The sequence below is a fragment of the Arthrobacter sp. M2012083 genome (assembly GCF_000281065.1).
In the GTDB taxonomy this organism is placed as follows: Bacteria; Actinomycetota; Actinomycetes; order Actinomycetales; family Micrococcaceae; genus Arthrobacter.
On sequence record NZ_AKKK01000066.1, the window covers coordinates 87,849 to 105,935 of the forward strand.

An 18,087-nucleotide genomic window follows, 5' to 3' on the forward strand; every position below is an offset into this window, starting at 1 on the left:
CCCGAAGACTGAGGAGGAGACGTGACGGAGTACTGGTACAACGTCAAGACGCACGAGATCGAAGAGGACGCCTTGTCCGATTGGACCCAGCTCATTGGCCCCTATAAAACCAGGGAAGAAGCCGAGCATGCCTTGGAAAAGGTCAAAGCACGCAATGACGCCTGGGATGCCCAGGACGACGACTAGCCAGGACGCTTCTTAGAATGAGTGCTCCGGTCCGGGGAACTGACCGGACCGGACATCCTCCCCGTAAGCGGCGGCGGCATCACTCAGAGTGGTGCGAAGGTCTGCGTATTGCTTGACGAATTTGGCCATTTTGCCGCCGCGCAAGCCGGCCATGTCCTGCCACACAAGGACCTGTCCCGTGGTGCTCTTGCCGGCGCCGATGCCGACAGTCGGGACCCGCAAGGCGGCGTCGACGACGGCCGCGGTTTCGGCAGGGACCATTTCCATGAGGACACTGAAGGCGCCTGCATCCTGCAGGGCCACGGCGTCATCAACGAGCCGCTGAGCGTCGTCGCCGCGGCCTTGCACGCGGTATCCACCGAGGGAATGTTCGCTTTGCGGGGTAAAGCCGATGTGGGCCATGACGGGAATGCCTGCCTGGACCATGGCCTTGACGGTGTCCGCGTAGTACGCGGTCCCTTCGATTTTGACGGCGTGCGCCAGTCCCTCCTTGAGGAACCGGACGCCTGTGGCCACTGCCTGACCAGGCGATACTTCATAGCTCCCGAAAGGCAGGTCCGCCACGATCAGCGCCCGCTTGGCCGCCCTGCTGACTGCCCGGGTCAGGGGAAGAAGTTCATCCACTGTGACAGGAAGGCTCGTCTCGTTGCCGAACACGTTGTTGGAAGCGGAGTCACCCACCAGGAGGACTTCGATTCCCGCCTGGTCAAAAATCTCGGCGGTGTACTGCTCATATGCCGTCAGCATGGCGAAGTGCTCGCCGTTGTCCTTGGCCTGCTGAAGATGGTGTATCCGGACCCGGCTGATGGGCTTCCTGCCTGCCGCCGATTGCGCTGGGGCCGTTGCTGCGGGGCCGCTGCCGTAAGGTGCGGGAACTTCGGCGGGCGTGGTGGACTCAGGGAGGTTGCTCGGGGCCATGGATAGAGCCTAAGCGGTGCCGACGGCGGCTGCCACCAGTGTGCCCGGCGTCACTTTATGTAAACGCTGTGTTACGCGCAGCTACTGCTGCGGCATTAGCACGGAACTCTTAGTAGAGTGAAGGCTGAGCTGCCGTGGCTTCTCTCCATTGAAACCAGCGGCATGGACACTGAATCGGAAAAGAGGCCCTATGGACCGCCAGCAAGAGTTCGTCCTGCGAACGATCGAAGAGCGTGACGTGCGCTTCGTACGCTTGTGGTTCACCGACGTCGTGGGGTCCTTGAAATCGGTGGCGCTGGCGCCTGCCGAAGTTGAAGGCGCCTTTGAAGAGGGCCTTGGCTTTGACGGTTCGGCCATCGAGGGCCTTGCCCGCGTGTTCGAGTCGGACATGCTCGCGCAGCCGGACCCTTCCACCTTCCAGATCCTGCCGTGGCGTGGAGAGACCGAGCAGACGTCGCGCATGTTCTGTGACGTCCTCACTCCAGATGGTGAACCGTCTGCCGCCGACCCCCGCAACGTCCTCAAACGGACCCTTGCGAAGGCCGCTGACATGGGCTTCACCTGCTACACCCACCCCGAGATCGAGTTCTACCTCTTGAAGTCCAAAGACCTGGGCCCGGACGGCGCTCCGATTCCTGTGGACGAAGGCGGCTACTTTGACCACGTACCGGGCGGCGTAGCTCAGGACTTCCGCCGCACCGCCGTGACCATGCTCGAATCCGTGGGCATCTCGGTGGAGTTCAGCCATCACGAGGGTGGCCCGGGCCAAAACGAGATTGACCTCCGTTATGCAGATGCCCTTCAGACCGCGGATAACATCATGACTTTCCGCACGGTCATCAAGGAAGTCGCCCTCCAGCAAGGCACCTACGCGACGTTCATGCCCAAGCCGTTCACGGACCACCCCGGTTCAGGCATGCATACCCACTTCTCGCTCTTCGAAGGCGACACCAACGCGTTCTTCGAAGCCGGGGCCGAGTTCCAGTTGTCCAAGACGGCGCGGCAGTTCATTGCCGGAATCCTCAAGCACGCTCCCGAGTTCACGGCCGTCACCAACCAGTTCGTCAACTCCTACAAGCGCCTCTGGGGCGGCGGCGAGGCCCCCAGCTACTTGAGCTGGGGCCACAACAACCGCTCAGCATTGGTGCGTGTCCCGCTGTACAAGCCCGGCAAGGGCCAGTCGGCACGCATCGAATACCGGGGCATCGACAGCGCAACCAACCCCTACCTGGCCTACGCCGTGCTGCTCGGCGCCGGCTTGAAGGGCATCGAGGAAGGCTACGAACTTCCGGCCGCCGCCGAAGACGACGTGTGGTCATTGACCACTGCGGAGCGCAGGGCCATGGGACATGCGCCATTGCCTGCGAGCCTCCACGATGCCATCCGTGCCATGGAGGAATCCGAGCTGGTAGCCCAGATCCTGGGAGAGCAGGTGTTCGAGCACTTCCTGCGCAACAAGCGTGCGGAGTGGCAGGACTACCGCCTCCAGGTCACCCCGTATGAGTTGCAGCGCAACCTCGGCATTCTCTAGGCCGGGCCAATGAGCCTTGCGCGTCGGCTCATCTCAGCCGGATTCAGTGACCTCGAAAAGGGCGAACGGTTCCTTGGTGCTCCGGAACTTGACGGGATCGACGAGGATGCCCTGTTCGCCGGGTTGTCCTTGTCAGCGAGTCCGGACACGGCTCTCCAGTCACTGGTCCGGCTCATTGAAAAAAACCCGGAGCTGAAAAAGCTGGCCGCGGCTGACCCGGACACCAGCGAGCCCATGTACCGGCTCCTGGGTGCCTCGGAGGCTTTGGGGGAGTTCCTCATGAGGCGCCCGGAACATCTGGATGTTTTCAATGTCCGGGTCAGTCCGGAGCCGCTCCAAGCTTCCCACGAGGAGCTGCGGGCTTTGCTGCTTCGCTCTGTGAAAGCCGAACCGGGTGCTCAGCGCCCGGTTGCCGGAATCACCGGTCTCCCGGCGTACGCGGCCTTGCGGAGCGCTTACCGCCGAGGTTTGACTGAGCTCGCCATCAAGGACATTTGCGCTGCATCACCAACGGACTTCATGCCTGCAGTCGGTGCCGAGTTGGCCGACCTCGCCGGTGCTGCCATTGAAGCCGCCCTGGCGGTCTCCCGGGCCGAAGCAGCAGCCCAGTTCGACGCCGCGGAGATCGCCGATGTTGGGCTTGCCGTCATTGGTATGGGTAAGTGTGGCGCCCGTGAGCTGAACTACATTTCCGACGTCGACGTCATCTATGTCATCGAGTCAGGGGAGTTGGACGACGCCCTCGCCTCCACGATCGGTACGGCCCTCGCCTCCGGCATTTCCAGGGCGATTTCGTCCTCCGCGCCCGAACCCGGGTTGTGGGAAGTTGATGCCAATCTCCGTCCGGAGGGTAAATCCGGCCCCTTGGTTCGTACCCTTCCCTCACATTTGAGCTATTACGCCCGGTGGGCCGAAAGTTGGGAATTCCAGGCACTGCTGAAGGCAAGGACTATTGCCGGCGACCGGGAACTGGGCCAGCGCTACGAGAAGGCCGTTGAACCGCTTGTCTGGGCATCCGCAGGACGTGAGGGTTTTGTGGAGTCGGTCCAGGCCATGCGCCGCAGGGTGACCGATTACATCCCGGCCGCCGAGGAACAGCGCCAAATCAAGCTGGGACGCGGCGGGCTCCGCGACGTTGAATTCACGGTCCAGTTGCTGCAACTGGTGCATGGAAAGTCTGATGAGTCACTGCGGTGCAGAGACACCACTTCTGCCATTGCGGCATTATCTGCCGGCGGTTATATCGGTCGCACAGACGCGGCGGCCTTCGACAACGCCTACCGCTACCTGCGCCTGTTGGAACACAGGATTCAGCTTTTCCAGTTGCGTCGGACCCACCTCATGCCTGTGGCTGAGGATGCCCAGCGCTTCCTCGCCAAGGCCGTCCTCGGTCCGTTTTCCCTGGAGCGTCCACATCCTGACCAGCTGATGGCCACCTGGCAAAAGACCAAGAAATCCGTTCGTGAGCTTCACGAGCGGATCTTCTACCGGCCGTTGCTCAACACTGCCGCGAAGCTGAGCAGCGAAGACGCGAAGCTCAGCCCGGAAGCCGCCCAGGGTCGCCTCGCCGCACTTGGTTATCTGGATCCCCAAGGCGCCATGCGGCATATCGAAGCGCTGACCGCGGGTGTCAGCCGGAGAGCCGCACTGCAGAGGCAGCTCCTGCCGATCCTCTTGGGATGGCTCGCCGAGGGCGTGGATCCCGACGCCGGACTGCTGGCCTTCCGCAGGGTTAGCGAAGCCCTCGGAACCACCCACTGGTACTTGGGGCTCCTCCGCGATTCCCAAGCGGCAGCCGAGCGACTTTGCCAGGTGCTGGCTAATTCCCGCCTGATCTCGGACTTGTTGGAAGTTTCACCGGAGTCCGTTGCCTGGTTAGGCAGCGACAAGGAACTGACGCCTGTTCCCTTCGAAGCCCAGTGGCAGGAAATCAGGTCCAAGCTTTCCCGCCATGCGGATCCCGAGAGTGCCATGAGGCTGATCCGGCTGATCCGGCGTCGTGAGATCCTGCGCACCGCGATCGCGGATAGCGCTGGACTGCTGGACCAGGACGCCGTCGGACTGGCCCTGGCCGAGACGGACCGGGCAGCGGTTCTCGGGGCGCTGCACGTAGCGGAGTCCGTGGTTGCAGCGGCGGGCCCCTTGAAAACCGATGTCCTGGTGGTGGCGATGGGGCGGCAGGGTGGCCGCGAGATCGGCTACGGCTCGGACGCGGACGTCATCTACGTGCACCGTGCCCGTCCGGGTTTCACCGATGCTGAGGCCCAAGAGCAGGCGACGGCGATAGTAGCCAAGGTTTCCAGCTTCCTCACCCAGCCCCTCAAGCCGGCGATCATGGCCGAACGAGTGCTCATGGTGGATGCCGACCTCCGGCCGGAGGGCAAAAACGGTGCCATGGTGCGGTCGCTGGAGTCGTATGCGGAGTACTACCGACGATGGTCGCTGATTTGGGAGGCGCAGGCGCTTCTGCGTGCCCGCCCGATGGCCGGCTCAGACGAGCTTGCTGCCGACTTTGTACGTCTCATTGACCCCATCCGGTACCCGGAGCAACTCGCGGAGCAGGATGTCCGGGAGATCCGCCGCGTTAAGGCCCGCGTGGAGTCGGAGCGCCTGCCTCGTGGTGCTGACCCGGCCCGGCACGTCAAGCTTGGCCGGGGCGGTTTGAGCGACGTTGAATGGTTGGTGCAGCTGATTCAACTCCAGCACGCCGGAGAACATCCCGAGCTGCGGACAACGTCAACCCTGGATGCCTTGGCCGCGGCGGAGAAGTTGGAATTTATCGCTGAAGACGACGCTGCCTTGCTGAGGGAGGCGTGGCGACTCGCCAGCCGCATTCGCTCCGCAAACGTCATCGTCACGGGGCGTGCCTCGGATCTCCTTCCATCATCGAGGAAAGACCTTGAGGCTGTGGCACGCTGGTGTGGATATGAACCCGGGAACGCGGGACACTTCGAAGAGGACTACTTGCGGCTTAGCCGTCGGGCCAGGGGTGTTTTTGAGAACGAGTTCTACGGCCACTGAGGCGTGGGAAATGCCGGGAATGCTTGAAGATGAATCAGAAGAAGAACCATTGACCGAGGGTAGTCGTCACGAGCGAGGTGACATCTGGCTCATCCCCCTCAAAATGCTCGACGACGACGCCCGCGCCATTCAGCTTGGCGCGGTAGCGGAGTTGGCCGTTGAAGCCAAACAGCGGGATTTCGTTGGGGATCCCCTACGTATGATGCTGATTTCCTTGGAAGAAGAATCACGGCTCCCGTACGTTATTGAGTCAGGGGGAGTAGCTGTTGGTGTGTTGACCCTCCAGTGCGGCGCGGCGACGCTGGCAGGCTGGCCCGATGACGAGTCGGTGTGGTTGTTGAGAGGCTTCCTTATCGACTCAAGAAGCCAAGGGCGTGGCCTCGGTACCTTGGCGGCGCGGGCCGCAGTGGAAGAAGCGCGCAAGCTGACGGCCAGGCTCGGCGGCGGGCAGGCCGGCGTCGTGCTTTCCGTCAACGAACTCAATCCGGCCGCGATGGCAGCCTACTCGAAATCGGGATTCGTGGACTCGGGGCGGTATCTGGGCGGAAATGCGGGTCCGCAGCGGACCATGTACAAGGCCTTCGCCTGATCGCCGGGACCCGAGGCGATTGCGCTGTGCCTGGGCGTGAGCAAGCAGGCAGTACATAAAAAATACGGAAACCGGTAGCGGGGCACCCGTTACGTGGGGGCCTTGGCGGTATCTGCCCACCCACGACTCTAAGTATCCTTATAGACTTCTTATGTATCTGATCTCAACGCATAGGGGAAGTACATGGAATACAACGGAAATCCGTCCGAGAAGGCCATTCCTGCCGGAGAACTGGACCGGCGTCACGTGGGCCATTCTGTGAGCTTTCAGCCCAATGACTTCACGGTCGTCTTCGGTACAATCGCGGGCATAGCAAGGACCGAGGCCCTTGTATACCTGTCCCTCGACGGGGTCGCCGGTGGTACTCATCTGAAGGACGAATACGACCTGCCTATCGACAAGAACGTGTACCTTCAGCTGGACCCGTTGGGCAGCGCGGAAAAGGGGCTTTCGGAGGCCGCCAGTTTCGTCAAGGACAAGCTGGATGAGATTACCAAAAACCTCAGGGACCGCGACCAAAGCAAGTCCGAGTAGTTCGCACCCGCAAAAAAGAGGCCAGCCTCAGTCCGAACGGACCGAGGCTGGCCTCTTTGTTACGTGTCGAAATTAGACGCCGTAGTAGAGCTCGAACTCGTACGGGTTCGGGCGCAGTGACAGCGGGCGGATCTCATTCTCGTACTTGTACTCAATCCAAGTGTCGATGAGGTCCTGGGTGAAGACGCCGCCGGCCTGCAGGAACTCGTTGTCCTCGCGCAGGGCCTCAAGAGCTTCTTCCAGGGAGCCCGGAGCCTTGGGGATGTCCTTGGCTTCCTCGGCCGGGAGCTCGTAGAGGTCCTTGTCGATGGGAGCCGGGGGTTCAATGCGGTTGCGGATGCCGTCGATGCCGGCCATCAGCTGGGCGGCGAAGGCCAGGTACGGGTTGGACGAGGGGTCCGGAGCGCGAAACTCGATGCGCTTGGCCTTCGGGTTGGTGCCCGTGATCGGGATACGGATACCGGCGGAGCGGTTGCCCTGCGAGTAGACCATGTTCACGGGAGCTTCGAAGCCCTTGACCAGGCGGCGGTAGGAGTTGACCGTCGGGTTGGTGAAGGCGAGGACTGCCGAAGAGTGCTTCAGCAGGCCGCCGATGTACCAGCGAGCGGTGTCGGAGAGGCCTGCGTAGCCCTTCTCGTCATAGAACAGGGGGTCGCCGTTGCTCCACAGCGACTGGTGGCAGTGCATGCCCGAGCCGTTGTCTCCGAAGACAGGCTTCGGCATGAAGGTGACGGACTTGCCCCAGGCATCTGCGGTGTTCTTGATGATGTACTTGAACTTCTGCAGGTCATCAGCAGCCGCGGTCAGCGTGGTGAACTTGTAGTTGATCTCAGCCTGGCCGGCGGATCCAACTTCGTGGTGGGAGCGCTCGACCTCAAGGCCGGCCTTGTCCAGTTCGATGCACATGGCATCGCGCAGGTCGGCCTGCTTGTCGGTGGGGGAGACCGGGAAGTAACCGCCCTTGACGGGGGTCTTGTAACCGAGGTTTCCGCCCTCTTCCTTGCGGCCAGTGTTCCAGTGGGCTTCCTCAGAGTCGATCTTGTAGAAGCTGCCCTGCGGAGAGGACTCGTACTGGACGTTGTCGAAGACGAAGAACTCGGCTTCGGGAGCGAAGAATGCGGTGTCTGCGATACCGGTGGATGCCAGGTACGCTTCAGCCTTCTCCGCCACGCCGCGGGGGTCGCGGTGGTAGGGGTCACCCGTGCGGGGGTTCACGATGGAGAAGTTCAGCGCAAGCGTCTTCTCGATGCGGAACGTGTCGATGAAGGCCGAGGTCACATCCGGGATGAGCTGCATGTCCGACTCGGCGATGCCCTGGAAGCCGCGGATGGAAGATCCGTCGAAGAGCTGGCCGTGGACGAAGAAATCGAGGTCGACACTCTTGGCCGGCACGTTGAAGTGCTGCTGGACACCAGGGAGGTCGGTGAAGCGGATATCGACGAATTTGACGTCTTCGTCTTTGATGAACTTGAGGACTTCGTCCGCAGTCTTGAACATCTATGCTCCTTATGCATATCAAGTAACAGGCCCGGAAGGCCGCGTGGTGCAGCCCATTCCAAGGGTCCGGAGACACAAAAAGTTCCCCGTGCCATGGTGGCTGGCAACTCATACCACCATAGGGAGATGGGATTTCCCGGGGGTGTCAGTATTGTTTCCGGCAGGTTACAGAATCATCTGTCGTGTAAACGGTAGTCGGCTTCCCGGTGTCCGGTCCATGTCGGTCCGATGGGCGAACACCGGGGCGAAGATCCGGTCGCTAAGCGGCCAGGTTCGATCCGCGTGCGGTCGATCACCAGGCATGCCAGCCGTTAGGCTTGGAGGGTGGTAGATCGTAAAGACATTGGCTCTTGGCTGAGCGGCCCGGACACTTCCGGAATCTCCAAATATCCTGGTGAACGGCTCGGGTTGCCCGAGTCCGGGCCCGGCTCCATGGCACGCGCCGGAAGGCGCATCCTGGGCATCATGGTGGACTGGACGATCGCCTTGGTGATCAGCAATTTCGCCTTTGGTGGCAACCCATGGGCAACATTGGCCATTTTTGCCGCGGAACAGATCCTGCTGATTGGAACGTTGGGTTACAGCATCGGTCACAGGATTGCCGGAATCCACGTGGTTCGACTGGGTGGCGGCCCCGCGGGTCCGTTGGCCGCCGTGGTGCGGACCCTCCTTCTGTGCCTCGTCATCCCTGCGGTCGTCTTCGATCCCGACCACCGAGGCCTGCACGACAAAGCGATGAACACCATCCTCATCAGGATGTAGTTGTCCTTCGCACTGAGAACTTTCTCTGCCTTTCGCGCAATCAAACGAAAAACCGCCCCTGTCTCCAACAAACGACAGGGGCGGTTTTCTCTTCGGAATTAGCGTCCGCGTGCGGCCTTACGGTCCGGGCGGGCCTTGTAGGGATCGATGCCCTTGGGGATCGGCAGACGGTTTCCAAGGGAGTTGATGCGCTTGGAGACTGCATTGACCTCCACTTTGGTGAGTTCGTTCTTCAGCTTGCCCATGGTCTTGGCCAACTTGTTCAGGGGCACCTGGCCTTCGCCGCGACCGGATTCCAGAACATGGATGGTTACGTTGGGCAGGATGCGCGCAAGGCGCTTGCGTTCAGCGTCCACCAAAGGCTTGACCCGGTGCGTAGGACCTTCACTGACCAGGACGACGCCGGGGCGGCCAATGGCCATGAACACAGCATCCTGGGTGCGGGGGTTGACGGCAACAGGCTGGTCCTGGGTCACCCAACCACGGCGCAGCGTACCAAGAGCTGCGCCGGAAGCGCCGGGCTGGTTCTCAATCTGCGCGAAGGCGGCCTTCTCAGCTCTGCGGGAAAGAATAAAGACGGCGGCGAGCAGGCCCAGCGGGATACCAATGATCAGGCCCGTAACCCAGTTCTCCAGCAAGAAGCCAATGAGGAAGGCTACGGCAACCACTGCAAGGAATGCCAGCACCATGATCCAGACAACCTGTGGATCATTTCGCCGGGTCATCTTGAAGACTTCAGCGATCTGCTTCAGCTGGCTCGGCTTCTTGGCCTTCGCTTCCTTGGGCTTGCGCTGGAACAGCCCACGCTTGGGTGCGTCGGCCGAGGGGGTCGAATTGCTGGAATCAGAGGAGTTCGCCATAGTGCCTTAATTCTACGTGATGTACGCAGAAGGACCGGACGCCGTTACGCGGGGGGCATCCGGTCCTTCAGTACTGATTGGTGGTGCTTCTTGGTGATGCTGTGTGGGGTGGTTAGCCGTGGGCGGCGAGGATGGTGGAGGCTTCCTGGCGGGTGGTGCCGGAGGACTCGATGTGGGACAGGGCGGCCGGGATTTCCCAGCCCTTCTTCCGCATCGCGGTGGCCCACAAACGCCCGGCCCGGTACGAGGACCGCACCAACGGACCCGACATGACACCCAGGAAACCGATCTCCTCGGCCTCGTTCTGGAGGTCCACGAACTCCTGCGGCTTGACCCACCGGTCCACCGGCAAGTGCCGCTCGGACGGACGCAGGTACTGGGTGATCGTGATCAGGTCACACCCGGCCTGGTGCAGGTCCCGGAGCGCTTCGGAAATTTCCTCGCGGGTCTCACCCATGCCCAGGATCAGGTTGGACTTGGTCACCATGCCCAGATCCCGGCCCTGCGTGATCACATCCAAAGACCGCTCATACCGGAACGCCGGACGGATCCGCTTGAAAATCCTCGGCACGGTCTCGACGTTGTGCGCGAACACCTCCGGCTTTGAATCACAGATCGCCGCGATGTGCTCAGGTTTGCCGGAGAAGTCCGGGATCAGCAGCTCCACCCCGGTGCCCGGGTTCAGTTCGTGGATCTTCCGGACCGTTTCGGCGTACAACCACACGCCCTCATCGGCCAGGTCATCACGGGCCACCCCGGTCACGGTCGCGTAGCGTAGCTGCATCGCCTGGACGCTCCGGGCCACCTTGGTGGGCTCGAACATATCCACCGGGGAAGGCTTACCGGTATCGATCTGGCAGAAATCACAGCGCCGGGTGCACTCGGACCCGCCGATCAGGAACGTCGCTTCCTTGTCTTCCCAGCACTCAAAAATGTTCGGGCAACCGGCCTCTTCACACACCGTGTGCAGGCCTTCCTTCTTCACCAGGTTCTTGAGCTGGACGAACTCCGGCCCCATCTGGACCTTGGCCTTGATCCATTCAGGCTTACGTTCAACCGGGACCGCCGAGTTACGCTGCTCAACGCGCAGCAACTTACGGCCTTCAGGTGCCAAGGTCACTGGAGTGCTCCTTCGGGTGTGGAAACGAGTGCTTCTTCGTGCTTGCTGAATTCTTCAACGAAGCGGTCAACGATGTCGGCGGGATTGATGGTCCGGCCGGTTTCCAGCGACATGGTGGTGACGCTGGCGTCGGTGATGCCACAGGCGATGATCTGCGCATAGGGCGCGAGGTCATTGCTGCAGTTGATGGCCACGCCGTGCATGGTGACGCCGTCCAGGACACGAATGCCGATCGCGGCAATCTTGCGGTCGGGTCCCTTGTCATCGGCAAGGATCCAGACTCCGGCCCGGCCCTTCACGGTGACGGCCTTGATGCCGTAGTCCTGCATGACGGCGATCATGATGGCCTCAAGCCGTTCCACATAATCCCGGATACCGGCACGGTTCTTGAGTTTGAGGATCGGATAAGCGATGAGCTGCCCTGGGCCATGCCACGTCAGCTTCCCTCCGCGGTCCACGGGAACAACGGGAGTGCCGTCGAAGGGTCGCTCGTGATCCTCCGTGAGTTTGCCGGCCGTGTAGACGGCGGCGTGCTCAAGGATCAAGACGGTGCTGTTCTTCTCGCCCGCAACAACTTTGTTGTGGATTTCGCGTTGCAGGTCCCAGCCCTGCATGTAATCCACGAAATCCGGGGCAAGACCCAGTTGTGAAAACTCAAGAGTCATGGGTTCAAGCTTAGACCCAGCAGGAGGCTGGCCATGGTTTTGTGGTGAAGCTCTCAGTCGCATCCCGGCCCGTTGAAGCAGGGGGTGGTCACGACACTGCCTGTGGATAACTTCTGCGGAAAATCCGGCAGTCGGGTACACCTTGTTTATGGAAACTCTGGACACTCCCGCAGCCGTGGCTCCCCACATTCCGGGCTACGCGATATCCCGCCTACTAGGCCACGGCGGTAGTTCCACCGTTTGGCTTGCCACGAGGGATAAGGACGGTGCCCGGTTCGCGGTCAAATGTGCCACAGCCGGTGCCGCTGGTGGCCTGGCAACGTCACAAGCCGGAGTCCTTGCGGACGCAAACCGCGAGATGAGGCTCCTTTCGGAACTCAAGCACAAGCACCTCATAGGTGTTCACGACATCATCGGCCTGGGTGGCGCGGCTGAGGGAACACTGGGGATCGTCATGGACTATGCAGCGGGAGGCTCACTCGCCAACCTGATGACCGCGAGGGGGAAGCTCACCGTCGGAGAAGCCGTCACTGTCTTGACTCCCATAGCCCAAGCACTGGACTATCTGCATGGCAACGGCACGGAGCACGGAGATGTATCACCCGGAAACGTCTTGTTTACAGCCGTTGGGATGCCATTGCTGGCGGACTTTGGCGTCGCCGCCAAGGTAGGCGACACACCACATCTCGGCGTCGGAACGCCCGGATTCATGGAACCAGTATCTGAACCGTTGCTGAACGGCGATATTTCCCGGAACACCATCCAACCGCAGCGGGACGTCTATGCCCTCGGCGCGGTCGGCTGGTACTGCCTGACCGGGACCACGCCGGAGCAGGAACAGGATCGTCCACCCCTGTCACTGCTCGTTCCCGAGGTACCCAAAGCCCTGGCCGCGGCTTTGGAAGCTGCTCTCAGCGCAGATCCCCGGAAGCGTCCCTCAGCCAGGGAGCTGGGCACGGCGATTTTCAGGAGTGCCGCTCCCGAGGCCTTGGACTTATCCGGTGCCGTGCATTCTTCCGTTATTCCTGAACTGCTGACGCGGCGCGAGATATTGGGACGTTCACCGCGCCGCGCAACCCGTTCCTTAGGCCGGACAACGCGATGGTTGAAGATCTGGTTGAGATCGCTGCCGTTCCTGCCCGGGCGAACGGTGCCCACAATTGAACGTGTGCGTCGGATGAGCCGTAGGCGCGGTGGTGGGCTTGGCCGTCGCTTACTTCTTGTGGCGCTGATTGGCGCGCTAATTGGCACTGGATTATGGATTCTGTGGCAGCAGAGCAGCACGACGACGGCGATGGTGCAGCAAGCGGCGATGGAAAGCGGCGTTGCCGACCCCGGCGAGCCGGCGGAACTTCCACACGGCCTGGATCCAGCTGAGGCACCGGATCTGCCGGCTGCACTTGCCGCAGGGCTCCAATCAGAGGATCCCTTAGTGGCCGTGACTGCACTGTCAGCCGTACGGGACCTTGCCTTGGGAGAACGGCGCCTCGGCCTTTTGGATTTGGTTAACGCGCCTGGTTCGCAGGCCGAAGCGACCGACAAGCAGGTGGGAGATTACCTGCGGGACTCCGGATCAGCGTTTGTTGGACTCCATACCGCGTTGACAGGCTTGACCGTGGAAGGAGCCTCCCAGCCAGATCATGTGCTGGTGCAGGTTACGGCCACCACGTCCGGCTATGAGGAACGCCTTGCATCAGGGGCAGTTGTCAGGACCGGGGGCGCCGGGACACCGCAGCAGCTTCGGCTGGACCTGGTTCGTTCGGACGGGCGCTGGCGGATTTCCGGAATTCTCGACGCCGGTCCGGCCCGGTGACGGCCACTGAAGGCCAAGCACATGTTCAGCGGGCCTTTTCCTGGCGCAGCCACGACATGGCATCAGGGAGGGAGGGATGCAGCCATTGGAAGCCGGCCTCCTGCAACCGCTCGGGGACCATCCGCTGATTGGCCATCACGAGTTCATCTGCCAGACCTCCCAGAACCAGTCGCAGGGCGGGCCGGGGTACTCGGAAGAAGGCCGGCCTCTTGAAGGCCTTGGCGAGGCTCGCAACGATCGTGTTCACATCCGCGCTCTCCGGGGCGCAGACATTCACCGGACCGTCAATTGGTGCCGTAAGAAGGTACGCAAGGGCCCTGGCTTCGTCGGCCAAAGTGATCCACGGCCAATACTGACGGCCGTTCCCAAAAGGTCCACCCAGGCCGAGCTTCAACAAGGGAAGCAGCGGCCCGAGCGCGCCACCGGAGGTGCTGAGCACGACGCCTGTCCGGGGCGTCACCACCCGAACCCCGGCCGGAGCAGTCCGTGCCGTGCGCTCCCATTCAACGGACAGGCGGCCTAACACGCCGTCGCCGGGACCGGAGTCCTCACTCAGCGTCCCATCGCGTGAGGCACCGTAGTAGCCGGAAGCGGATTGGCTGATGAATGTGGCGGGGGGTTTGCCGAGTCGTCGCATGGCGGCGGTCAGGGTTTGAGTGGTCCGGAGGCGGGATTCCGTGAGGACCTGGATCCGATGTTTTGTCCATGGACGGTCGCCTATGCCTGCGCCTGAGAGGTTGACCACGGCGTCGGCACCGTCCAGGACAGCCTCGTCCAGCTCGCCCTTGGCTGGGTCCCACGTCCATTCAAGTGCCGACGTGGCTGGGCGCCGCACCAGCCGGATGACCTCATCGCCGTCAGCAATCAGCTGCTCGGACAGGGCCGTCCCGATCATTCCCGAAGCTCCGGACATCACGATTCTCATGACCCATCTCACCATGGCGAACGCTTGTGGTGGAAACGACACCGGATGCCGCAACTGAAGGGTGCCTCTTGACTATGATCGAACAATGACCTCCTCCAGCTACCTCCGTTTCCCGCATGTGCACGGCGATCTGGTCACTTTTGTGGCCGAAGACGACATCTGGATCGCACCCCTTTCAGGAGGCCGCGCGTGGCGGGTATCCTCCCAGCAACTGCCGGCAAGGAATCCAAGGTTCACGCCGGACGGCAAGGGGCTGGTGTGGACCACGGTGGTGGGCACGTCACCGGAGGTGGTCACGGCCAACGTCGACGGCGGCGGGTACAGGCAGCTGAGTTACTTCGGGCACAGCACCACTAAGGTCAAAGGCTTCACTCCGTCAGGGAACGTGGTGGTAACGAGCGCCTTCCAACAAGCCGAAAGCCGTCACACGCACGCCTACAGCCTTCCGATGGACGGCGGCGCCGCCGTCGAACTTCCGTTCGGCCCGGTGGAGGCTGTTGCCTTTGGTCCGGAAATCGGTGACGAAAAGCCGGTAGTCCTGGCAAGCGTCCTCTCACGCGAGCCCGCCTGGTGGAAGCGCTACCGCGGTGGAACTGCCGGGAAGCTTTGGATCGACGCCGACGGCAACGGAGAGTTCGAGCGGCTGGCGGCGGAGATCGATGGAAACCTCACCGGCCCAATGTGGATTCAGGGACGGATTGCCTTCCTGTCGGACCACGAGGGCTACGGAAACCTTTATTCCGTTCTTCCTGATGGTTCCGGACTGCGCCGGCACACGGACCATGAGGACTTCTACGTCCGGCACGCAAGCACGGATGGCACACGGGTGGTCTTTGAGTCGGCAGGCGAGATCTGGATGCTCCCTTCACTGGACGCAGATGCTGAGTCGGTCAAATTGACCATCACCCTTGGGTCGGCCTCACCGGGACGTCGTCCCGCACCGCTCAAGGCTTCTGCCCATTTGGGGGATGTCTTCCCCAACGTTCCCGGAACTGCCAGCGCAGTGGAATCACACGGCACTATCCACTGGCTCCGGCACAAGGACGGACCTTCCCGTGTGGTTGAAGCGACCCCGGGAGTCCGTGCCCGCCTGCCCCGGCCACTTACTGACGGTCGTATAGCGTACGTCGCCGACCACGGGGGAGTGGAAGCGCTGTATATCAAGCGCATCGCCGCCCGCCTTTCGGCCGTGGTGGAGATTCCCAAAATTGTTGTGGAACAACCCGCTCCTGCCATCGAAGAATCAGCTCCGCTTCCCAAGCCGGTCTCGGCGTCGAACGTTCTGGGACAGGGGGCCGCTTCGGCGCAGGTGAGTACCAGCGCCACTCGGGCGTCCGAAGACCAGGCCCGGACAACAGCGGTGGAGACGGTCAAGGGCGAGCCATCCGCAGATACCGTGGGTGGTGCGGCGGCAACTACAGTTCCCGCTCAAGCGGAAGAATCCGCTGATCTCCGCATTGAATTTCCTGCACCTACCCGGACGAGTGCTCTGGAAGCCAGCCCGGATGGCCGCTGGCTTGCCGTCGGCACGTCCTTCGGCGATGTCTTCGTTGCGGACACCACTGCCGGAAATCTGACCCGGCTTGTGAGCGTCGGTGACGGCAGCATCGACGAATTGTCGTGGTCCAGCGACTCCCAGTGGCTCGTCTGGTCGGAGCCGGTAACGTCCTTCGGTTCGCGGAGCAAGCTCAGGATCGCCCGCCCGGCAGAGCCTGAGTCAGGAATCATCGACGTCACCGACGGCCGGTTCTGCGACGAGTCTCCGAGGTTCACCCCTGACGGAAAATTCCTGGCGTTCCTGTCCAACAGGAGCTTCGATCCTGTGTACGACGGTCATTCGTTCGACCTGTCCTTCCCGAGCCCCATCAAGCCGTACCTGGTTGCCTTGGCAGCGGACACGCCCTCACCGTTTGGCCCTTCCGTGGACACGCTGGAGGACGCATCACCCGCCGCGACAACGTTCGACGACGGCGAAGCGCCGGTCGTGCGTGTTGACCCGGAGGGGCTTGCCCACAGGGTGATCACTGTCCCCGTACCTCAGGGGAACTATTCAGACCTTGCCGTTGGTGACGGTGCACTGTTGTGGCTCGATACTGAACTTTCAGGTGTCATGGGCGATGGGCGAGGCACCCTCCAGGACAAGAAGACGGCGCCGTCCCTGGTCCGCTACGACCTTGCCAAACGCAAGCAGGCCACGCTCGTCAAGGCAGTGGACAGTTACCGTTTGTCGGGGGACCTTAGCCGCATCATCTACGTTCACGACAAGCAAATCACGTCCATTCCCGCTGATAACAAGGTGGAGGAGGACTCTGCAGAACTAGTGAAGGTGGAACTCAACAGGGTCCGCGTCATCCTGGACCCCGTGGCCGCTTGGGGCCAGGCATTCGACGAGGCCTGGAGGCTGCAGCGGGACTTCTTCTGGACCGCCGACATGGCAGGACAGGATTGGGACTCCGTGTACAAGCGCTACCGTCCCATCGTGGACAGGCTCGGTTCCCACGATGACCTGGTTGACCTCCTGTGGGAAATCCACGGCGAGCTGGGAACGTCGCATGCCTACGTCAAGCCGGCCGCTGTAACGGAGCCCGGACGAAACGGCCAGGGCAGGCTTGGAGCTGAGTTCCAGCTCGGCACCAACGGTTGGGAAATTACCCGGATCCTCGCAGGTGAGTCGTCGGATCCGCTGGCCACTTCGCCCCTAACCCGTCCTGGCGTGGACGCCAAGGCGGGTGACGTGCTCTTGGCGATCGACGGCGTCGAGCTTTCCGCGGTCTTGACGCCGGCCATGCAACTGGTGGGTTCCGCAGGCAGGACGGTGGAGCTGACCCTCTTGAACGGGGATGGACATGGTGGGGCTGCCGGTGTCCAGCGGCGCGTTGCCGTGGTTCCTGTCCGCGACGAGGAGCGGTTGCGGTACCAGGACTGGGTCCGGGCCAACCGGCGGACAGTCCGTGAGGCCTCGGACGGCACCTTCGGTTACCTGCATGTCCCGGACATGATGGCCAACGGTTGGGCGCAGCTTCACCGCGACCTGGATACAGAGACTGCATTGGACGGTCTGATTGTGGATGTGCGGCGCAACCGCGGCGGACATACATCCCAGTTGGTTGCCGAACTGATCGGACGCAAGGTCACAGGCTGGAGTATGCCGCGCGGCGAAAAGCCGAGGACATACCCTCACCACGCGCCACGTGGACCGGTGATCATCCTGGCGGATGAATTCGCGGGATCCGACGGCGACATCATCACCCAAGTGTCCAAGTTGCGGGGAATTGGCCCTGTCATTGGTACGCGGACCTGGGGTGGCGTAGTGGGTATTGACAACCGCTTCTCACTAGCCGATGGCACAGGGGTCACCCAGCCTCGATACGCCACTTGGTTCAGTGGCGGGATTGGTTGGGACGTTGAAAACCGCGGGGTGGAGCCGGACATTGAGGTACTGTTTCCGCCGCACGCTTACGCAGCCGGTACGGACCCGCAACTGGAGTACGGAATTGGTGCGCTCAAAGAAATGATCCAGGAGCTGCCCACCGACCGCCCTCCAATGCGTGAGGGCTACCGCAAGGTCCGGCCGGCGCCACTACCCTCGCGTCCCCAAAAAGGTTCATAAGCAAGTGGGCACAGAAGAGCCCCGCCACTTCCTCAGGGAGTGGCGGGGGGCTTCTT

14 protein-coding genes are annotated in these 18,087 nt (G+C 62.1%); 8 read left to right on the plus strand and 6 right to left on the minus strand.

Annotated elements, in window-relative coordinates:
- Positions 1 to 21: 21 nt before the first annotated feature.
- Positions 22 to 186, plus strand: a complete 165-nt coding sequence (locus A477_RS23395; protein WP_017200863.1) for an SPOR domain-containing protein — start codon at positions 22 to 24, stop codon at positions 184 to 186.
- A gap of 12 nt (positions 187 to 198) precedes the next feature.
- Here the strand turns inward: A477_RS23395 and panB are convergent, their stop codons facing one another.
- On the minus strand, positions 199 to 1,104 hold the full coding sequence (panB, locus tag A477_RS0121235) for a 3-methyl-2-oxobutanoate hydroxymethyltransferase (protein ID WP_017200864.1): 906 nt from the start codon (positions 1,102 to 1,104) through the stop codon (positions 199 to 201).
- 190 nt (positions 1,105 to 1,294) lie between these two features.
- Here panB and glnA (A477_RS0121240) point away from each other — a divergent pair, with 190 nt between their 5' ends.
- The 4 genes from glnA (A477_RS0121240) (at position 1,295) to A477_RS0121255 (ending at position 6,779) form a co-directional block, all read left to right on the plus strand.
- Entirely contained in the window at positions 1,295 to 2,635 is a 1,341-nt protein-coding gene (gene glnA, locus A477_RS0121240; protein ID WP_017200865.1) for a type I glutamate--ammonia ligase, read from the plus strand.
- A gap of 9 nt (positions 2,636 to 2,644) precedes the next feature.
- Complete coding sequence (locus A477_RS0121245; RefSeq protein ID WP_017200866.1) at positions 2,645 to 5,656, plus strand: bifunctional [glutamine synthetase] adenylyltransferase/[glutamine synthetase]-adenylyl-L-tyrosine phosphorylase; 3,012 nt, start codon at positions 2,645 to 2,647, stop codon at positions 5,654 to 5,656.
- 19 nt (positions 5,657 to 5,675) lie between these two features.
- Positions 5,676 to 6,245: a GNAT family N-acetyltransferase gene (locus A477_RS0121250; RefSeq protein WP_044569434.1), complete on the plus strand. Its 570-nt coding sequence runs from the start codon at positions 5,676 to 5,678 to the stop codon at positions 6,243 to 6,245.
- 183 nt (positions 6,246 to 6,428) lie between these two features.
- On the plus strand, positions 6,429 to 6,779 hold the full coding sequence (locus A477_RS0121255) for a hypothetical protein (RefSeq protein WP_017200868.1): 351 nt from the start codon (positions 6,429 to 6,431) through the stop codon (positions 6,777 to 6,779).
- 72 nt (positions 6,780 to 6,851) lie between these two features.
- Here A477_RS0121255 and glnA (A477_RS0121260) read toward each other — a convergent pair whose 3' ends face one another.
- Complete coding sequence (gene glnA, locus A477_RS0121260) at positions 6,852 to 8,276, minus strand: type I glutamate--ammonia ligase (RefSeq protein WP_017200869.1); 1,425 nt, start codon at positions 8,274 to 8,276, stop codon at positions 6,852 to 6,854.
- A gap of 324 nt (positions 8,277 to 8,600) precedes the next feature.
- Between glnA (A477_RS0121260) and A477_RS0121265 the strand changes: the two genes are divergently transcribed.
- A complete protein-coding gene (locus A477_RS0121265; protein WP_017200870.1) occupies positions 8,601 to 9,038 on the plus strand; it encodes an RDD family protein in 438 nt (145 codons plus the stop codon).
- A 98-nt stretch (positions 9,039 to 9,136) separates the two neighbouring features.
- On the opposite strand, the gene A477_RS0121270 is transcribed toward A477_RS0121265, so the two are convergent.
- From A477_RS0121270 to lipB, 3 genes are all read right to left on the minus strand, one after another.
- Positions 9,137 to 9,898 carry a DUF4191 domain-containing protein gene (locus A477_RS0121270; protein ID WP_017200871.1) on the minus strand — a complete coding sequence of 254 codons (762 nt, stop codon included), beginning with the start codon at positions 9,896 to 9,898 and terminating at the stop codon, positions 9,137 to 9,139.
- Positions 9,899 to 10,010: 112 nt separating this feature from the next.
- The gene (lipA, locus tag A477_RS0121275; RefSeq protein WP_017200872.1) at positions 10,011 to 11,018 is read right to left on the minus strand and encodes a lipoyl synthase; all 1,008 of its coding nucleotides are present in this window, start codon (positions 11,016 to 11,018) and stop codon (positions 10,011 to 10,013) included.
- Positions 11,015 to 11,683, minus strand: coding sequence for a lipoyl(octanoyl) transferase LipB (gene lipB, locus A477_RS0121280; protein ID WP_026005827.1), 669 nt, complete (start codon positions 11,681 to 11,683; stop codon positions 11,015 to 11,017). The genes lipA and lipB overlap by 4 nt, the downstream gene beginning before the upstream one ends.
- Before the next feature lie 148 nt (positions 11,684 to 11,831).
- On the opposite strand from lipB, the gene A477_RS0121285 reads away from it, so the two are divergent.
- The gene (locus A477_RS0121285; protein WP_017200874.1) at positions 11,832 to 13,496 is read left to right on the plus strand and encodes a serine/threonine-protein kinase; all 1,665 of its coding nucleotides are present in this window, start codon (positions 11,832 to 11,834) and stop codon (positions 13,494 to 13,496) included.
- A gap of 25 nt (positions 13,497 to 13,521) precedes the next feature.
- Here the strand turns inward: A477_RS0121285 and A477_RS0121290 are convergent, their stop codons facing one another.
- Positions 13,522 to 14,421: a TIGR01777 family oxidoreductase gene (locus A477_RS0121290; RefSeq protein ID WP_017200875.1), complete on the minus strand. Its 900-nt coding sequence runs from the start codon at positions 14,419 to 14,421 to the stop codon at positions 13,522 to 13,524.
- 85 nt (positions 14,422 to 14,506) lie between these two features.
- On the opposite strand from A477_RS0121290, the gene A477_RS0121295 reads away from it, so the two are divergent.
- Complete coding sequence (locus A477_RS0121295) at positions 14,507 to 18,031, plus strand: S41 family peptidase (protein ID WP_017200876.1); 3,525 nt, start codon at positions 14,507 to 14,509, stop codon at positions 18,029 to 18,031.
- Positions 18,032 to 18,087: the final 56 nt, after the last annotated feature.

Coding starts and splice junctions, on each gene's coding strand:
- glnA (WP_017200869.1), bottom strand. CDS start 8,276: ATGTTCAAGACTGCGGACGAAGTCCTCAAGTTCATCAAAGACGAAGAC.
- A477_RS0121285 (WP_017200874.1), top strand. CDS start 11,832: ATGGAAACTCTGGACACTCCCGCAGCCGTGGCTCCCCACATTCCGGGC.
- glnA (WP_017200865.1), top strand. CDS start 1,295: ATGGACCGCCAGCAAGAGTTCGTCCTGCGAACGATCGAAGAGCGTGAC.
- lipB (WP_026005827.1), bottom strand. CDS start 11,683: ATGACTCTTGAGTTTTCACAACTGGGTCTTGCCCCGGATTTCGTGGAT.
- A477_RS0121250 (WP_044569434.1), top strand. CDS start 5,676: ATGCTTGAAGATGAATCAGAAGAAGAACCATTGACCGAGGGTAGTCGT.
- A477_RS0121245 (WP_017200866.1), top strand. CDS start 2,645: ATGAGCCTTGCGCGTCGGCTCATCTCAGCCGGATTCAGTGACCTCGAA.
- panB (WP_017200864.1), bottom strand. CDS start 1,104: ATGGCCCCGAGCAACCTCCCTGAGTCCACCACGCCCGCCGAAGTTCCC.
- A477_RS0121255 (WP_017200868.1), top strand. CDS start 6,429: ATGGAATACAACGGAAATCCGTCCGAGAAGGCCATTCCTGCCGGAGAA.
- A477_RS0121270 (WP_017200871.1), bottom strand. CDS start 9,898: ATGGCGAACTCCTCTGATTCCAGCAATTCGACCCCCTCGGCCGACGCA.
- A477_RS0121295 (WP_017200876.1), top strand. CDS start 14,507: ATGACCTCCTCCAGCTACCTCCGTTTCCCGCATGTGCACGGCGATCTG.
- A477_RS0121290 (WP_017200875.1), bottom strand. CDS start 14,421: ATGAGAATCGTGATGTCCGGAGCTTCGGGAATGATCGGGACGGCCCTG.